At 51.0% G+C, this 5585-nt stretch carries 2 tRNA genes and 3 rRNA genes; all 5 read left to right on the top strand.

Features of this window, described 5'->3' with window-relative positions:
- Positions 1 to 353: 353 nt before the first annotated feature.
- The 5 genes from G9Q84_RS28975 to rrf all read left to right on the top strand — a co-directional run bounded on the left by G9Q84_RS28975 (position 354) and on the right by rrf (position 5580).
- Positions 354 to 1890 (top strand): 16S ribosomal RNA (locus G9Q84_RS28975).
- Between the two features lie 83 nt (positions 1891 to 1973).
- A tRNA-Ile gene (locus tag G9Q84_RS28970) sits at positions 1974 to 2050 on the top strand.
- Between the two features lie 30 nt (positions 2051 to 2080).
- Positions 2081 to 2156 (top strand) — tRNA-Ala (locus tag G9Q84_RS28965).
- 247 nt (positions 2157 to 2403) lie between these two features.
- Positions 2404 to 5295, top strand: a 23S ribosomal RNA gene (locus G9Q84_RS28960).
- A 169-nt stretch (positions 5296 to 5464) separates the two neighbouring features.
- A 5S ribosomal RNA gene (gene rrf, locus G9Q84_RS28955) occupies positions 5465 to 5580 on the top strand.
- Together the 16S, 23S and 5S rRNA genes with 2 tRNA genes alongside form the textbook arrangement of a ribosomal RNA operon.
- The last annotated feature ends 5 nt before the right edge of the window (positions 5581 to 5585 follow it).

Raw genomic sequence — 5585 nt, 5'->3', positions numbered from 1 at the left:
GAAGTTGAAAAAGAGGTGTTGACAGCAGCGTGTAACGCTGTAGAATTCGCCTCCCGCTGATGAGAGATCAGAAGCGCAAGTGGTTGAAGTTGTTGAAGAAATCTTCGAAAGCTTCTGAAAATAATCACTTGACAGCAAATGAGGCTGCTGTAGAATGCGCGCCTCGGTTGAGACGAAAGATCTTAACCAACCGCTCTTTAACAACTGAATCAAGCAATTCGTGTGGGTGCTTGTGGAGTCAGACTGATAGTCAACAAGATTATCAGCATCACAAGTTACTCCGCGAGAAATCAAAGATGTAACCAACGATTGCTGAGCCAAGTTTAGGGTTTCTTAAAAACCCAAAGATGTTTGAACTGAAGAGTTTGATCATGGCTCAGATTGAACGCTGGCGGCAGGCCTAACACATGCAAGTCGAGCGGTAGAGAGAAGCTTGCTTCTCTTGAGAGCGGCGGACGGGTGAGTAATGCCTAGGAATCTGCCTGGTAGTGGGGGATAACGTTCGGAAACGGACGCTAATACCGCATACGTCCTACGGGAGAAAGCAGGGGACCTTCGGGCCTTGCGCTATCAGATGAGCCTAGGTCGGATTAGCTAGTTGGTGAGGTAATGGCTCACCAAGGCGACGATCCGTAACTGGTCTGAGAGGATGATCAGTCACACTGGAACTGAGACACGGTCCAGACTCCTACGGGAGGCAGCAGTGGGGAATATTGGACAATGGGCGAAAGCCTGATCCAGCCATGCCGCGTGTGTGAAGAAGGTCTTCGGATTGTAAAGCACTTTAAGTTGGGAGGAAGGGCAGTTACCTAATACGTGATTGTTTTGACGTTACCGACAGAATAAGCACCGGCTAACTCTGTGCCAGCAGCCGCGGTAATACAGAGGGTGCAAGCGTTAATCGGAATTACTGGGCGTAAAGCGCGCGTAGGTGGTTTGTTAAGTTGGATGTGAAATCCCCGGGCTCAACCTGGGAACTGCATTCAAAACTGACTGACTAGAGTATGGTAGAGGGTGGTGGAATTTCCTGTGTAGCGGTGAAATGCGTAGATATAGGAAGGAACACCAGTGGCGAAGGCGACCACCTGGACTGATACTGACACTGAGGTGCGAAAGCGTGGGGAGCAAACAGGATTAGATACCCTGGTAGTCCACGCCGTAAACGATGTCAACTAGCCGTTGGGAGCCTTGAGCTCTTAGTGGCGCAGCTAACGCATTAAGTTGACCGCCTGGGGAGTACGGCCGCAAGGTTAAAACTCAAATGAATTGACGGGGGCCCGCACAAGCGGTGGAGCATGTGGTTTAATTCGAAGCAACGCGAAGAACCTTACCAGGCCTTGACATCCAATGAACTTTCTAGAGATAGATTGGTGCCTTCGGGAACATTGAGACAGGTGCTGCATGGCTGTCGTCAGCTCGTGTCGTGAGATGTTGGGTTAAGTCCCGTAACGAGCGCAACCCTTGTCCTTAGTTACCAGCACGTAATGGTGGGCACTCTAAGGAGACTGCCGGTGACAAACCGGAGGAAGGTGGGGATGACGTCAAGTCATCATGGCCCTTACGGCCTGGGCTACACACGTGCTACAATGGTCGGTACAGAGGGTTGCCAAGCCGCGAGGTGGAGCTAATCCCATAAAACCGATCGTAGTCCGGATCGCAGTCTGCAACTCGACTGCGTGAAGTCGGAATCGCTAGTAATCGCGAATCAGAATGTCGCGGTGAATACGTTCCCGGGCCTTGTACACACCGCCCGTCACACCATGGGAGTGGGTTGCACCAGAAGTAGCTAGTCTAACCTTCGGGAGGACGGTTACCACGGTGTGATTCATGACTGGGGTGAAGTCGTAACAAGGTAGCCGTAGGGGAACCTGCGGCTGGATCACCTCCTTAATCGACGACATCAGCTGCTCCATAAGTTCCCACACGAATTGCTTGATTCATTGAAGAAGACGATAAAGAAGCAGCCCGAAATTGGGTCTGTAGCTCAGTTGGTTAGAGCGCACCCCTGATAAGGGTGAGGTCGGCAGTTCGAATCTGCCCAGACCCACCAATTTTGTGTGGGAAACGCCTGTAGAAATACGGGGCCATAGCTCAGCTGGGAGAGCGCCTGCCTTGCACGCAGGAGGTCAACGGTTCGATCCCGTTTGGCTCCACCACTACTGCTTCTGTTTGTTGAAAGCTTAGAAATGAGCATTCCATTGTGATGATGGTGAATGTTGATTTCTAGTCTTTGATTAGATCGTTCTTTAAAAATTTGGGTATGTGATAGAAAGATAGACTGAACGTTACTTTCACTGGTAACGGATCAGGCTAAGGTAAAATTTGTGAGTGGCTCGAAAGAGCCAAATCGAATTTTCGGCGAATGTTGTCTTCACAGTATAACCAGATTGCTTGGGGTTATATGGTCAAGTGAAGAAGCGCATACGGTGGATGCCTTGGCAGTCAGAGGCGATGAAAGACGTGGTAGCCTGCGAAAAGCTTCGGGGAGTCGGCAAACAGACTTTGATCCGGAGATGTCTGAATGGGGGAACCCAGCCATCATAAGATGGTTATCTTACGCTGAATACATAGGCGTAAGAGGCGAACCAGGGGAACTGAAACATCTAAGTACCCTGAGGAAAAGAAATCAACCGAGATTCCCTTAGTAGTGGCGAGCGAACGGGGACTAGCCCTTAAGTGGCTTTGAGATTAGCGGAACGCTCTGGAAAGTGCGGCCATAGTGGGTGATAGCCCTGTACGCGAAAATCTCTTAGTCATGAAATCGAGTAGGACGGAGCACGAGAAACTTTGTCTGAATATGGGGGGACCATCCTCCAAGGCTAAATACTACTGACTGACCGATAGTGAACTAGTACCGTGAGGGAAAGGCGAAAAGAACCCCGGAGAGGGGAGTGAAATAGATCCTGAAACCGTATGCGTACAAGCAGTGGGAGCCCACTTTGTTGGGTGACTGCGTACCTTTTGTATAATGGGTCAGCGACTTATTTTCAGTGGCGAGCTTAACCGAATAGGGGAGGCGTAGCGAAAGCGAGTCTTAATAGGGCGTCTAGTCGCTGGGAATAGACCCGAAACCGGGCGATCTATCCATGGGCAGGTTGAAGGTTGGGTAACACTAACTGGAGGACCGAACCGACTACCGTTGAAAAGTTAGCGGATGACCTGTGGATCGGAGTGAAAGGCTAATCAAGCTCGGAGATAGCTGGTTCTCCTCGAAAGCTATTTAGGTAGCGCCTCATGTATCACTGTAGGGGGTAGAGCACTGTTTCGGCTAGGGGGTCATCCCGACTTACCAAACCGATGCAAACTCCGAATACCTACAAGTGCCGAGCATGGGAGACACACGGCGGGTGCTAACGTCCGTCGTGAAAAGGGAAACAACCCAGACCGTCAGCTAAGGTCCCAAAGTTATGGTTAAGTGGGAAACGATGTGGGAAGGCTTAGACAGCTAGGAGGTTGGCTTAGAAGCAGCCACCCTTTAAAGAAAGCGTAATAGCTCACTAGTCGAGTCGGCCTGCGCGGAAGATGTAACGGGGCTCAAACCATACACCGAAGCTACGGGTATCACGTAAGTGATGCGGTAGAGGAGCGTTCTGTAAGCCTGTGAAGGTGAGTTGAGAAGCTTGCTGGAGGTATCAGAAGTGCGAATGCTGACATGAGTAACGACAATGGGTGTGAAAAACACCCACGCCGAAAGACCAAGGTTTCCTGCGCAACGTTAATCGACGCAGGGTTAGTCGGTCCCTAAGGCGAGGCTGAAAAGCGTAGTCGATGGAAAACAGGTTAATATTCCTGTACTTCTGGTTATTGCGATGGAGGGACGGAGAAGGCTAGGCCAGCTTGGCGTTGGTTGTCCAAGTTTAAGGTGGTAGGCTGAGATCTTAGGTAAATCCGGGATCTTAAGGCCGAGAGCTGATGACGAGTTAACTTTTAGTTAACGAAGTGGTTGATGCCATGCTTCCAAGAAAAGCTTCTAAGCTTCAGGTAACCAGGAACCGTACCCCAAACCGACACAGGTGGTTGGGTAGAGAATACCAAGGCGCTTGAGAGAACTCGGGTGAAGGAACTAGGCAAAATGGCACCGTAACTTCGGGAGAAGGTGCGCCGGTGAGGGTGAAGGACTTGCTCCGTAAGCTCATGCCGGTCGAAGATACCAGGCCGCTGCGACTGTTTATTAAAAACACAGCACTCTGCAAACACGAAAGTGGACGTATAGGGTGTGACGCCTGCCCGGTGCCGGAAGGTTAATTGATGGGGTTAGCTAACGCGAAGCTCTTGATCGAAGCCCCGGTAAACGGCGGCCGTAACTATAACGGTCCTAAGGTAGCGAAATTCCTTGTCGGGTAAGTTCCGACCTGCACGAATGGCGTAACGATGGCGGCGCTGTCTCCACCCGAGACTCAGTGAAATTGAAATCGCTGTGAAGATGCAGTGTATCCGCGGCTAGACGGAAAGACCCCGTGAACCTTTACTATAGCTTTGCACTGGACTTTGAATTTGCTTGTGTAGGATAGGTGGGAGGCTTTGAAGCGTGGACGCCAGTCTGCGTGGAGCCAACCTTGAAATACCACCCTGGCAACTTTGAGGTTCTAACTCAGGTCCGTTATCCGGATCGAGGACAGTGTATGGTGGGTAGTTTGACTGGGGCGGTCTCCTCCTAAAGAGTAACGGAGGAGTACGAAGGTGCGCTCAGACCGGTCGGAAATCGGTCGTAGAGTATAAAGGCAAAAGCGCGCTTGACTGCGAGACAGACACGTCGAGCAGGTACGAAAGTAGGTCTTAGTGATCCGGTGGTTCTGTATGGAAGGGCCATCGCTCAACGGATAAAAGGTACTCCGGGGATAACAGGCTGATACCGCCCAAGAGTTCATATCGACGGCGGTGTTTGGCACCTCGATGTCGGCTCATCACATCCTGGGGCTGAAGCCGGTCCCAAGGGTATGGCTGTTCGCCATTTAAAGTGGTACGCGAGCTGGGTTTAGAACGTCGTGAGACAGTTCGGTCCCTATCTGCCGTGGACGTTTGAGATTTGAGAGGGGCTGCTCCTAGTACGAGAGGACCGGAGTGGACGAACCTCTGGTGTTCCGGTTGTCACGCCAGTGGCATTGCCGGGTAGCTATGTTCGGAATAGATAACCGCTGAAAGCATCTAAGCGGGAAACTAGCCTCAAGATGAGATCTCACTGGAACCTTGAGTTCCCTAAAGGGCCGTCGAAGACTACGACGTTGATAGGTTGGGTGTGTAAGCGCTGTGAGGCGTTGAGCTAACCAATACTAATTGCCCGTGAGGCTTGACCATATAACACCCAAGCAATTTGCTTGCTTCGAGCTTAAAAGCGAAAGAGCACCAGATTGCGGTGTGTGAAGACGAAATGAACCGAAAGTTCGACTCTTGCAAACACCGAAAGCTATCACATACCCAATTTGCTGAAGCGAGGCCAACTGGTCACGACTCAGTACCCGAATTTCTTGACGACCATAGAGCATTGGAACCACCTGATCCCATCCCGAACTCAGTAGTGAAACGATGCATCGCCGATGGTAGTGTGGGGTTTCCCCATGTGAGAGTAGGTCATCGTCAAGATTAAA

The organism is Pseudomonas sivasensis, assembly GCF_013778505.1.
Classification (GTDB): Bacteria; Pseudomonadota; Gammaproteobacteria; order Pseudomonadales; family Pseudomonadaceae; genus Aquipseudomonas; species Aquipseudomonas sivasensis.
This window is presented reverse-complemented; position numbering and strand designations above follow the sequence as displayed.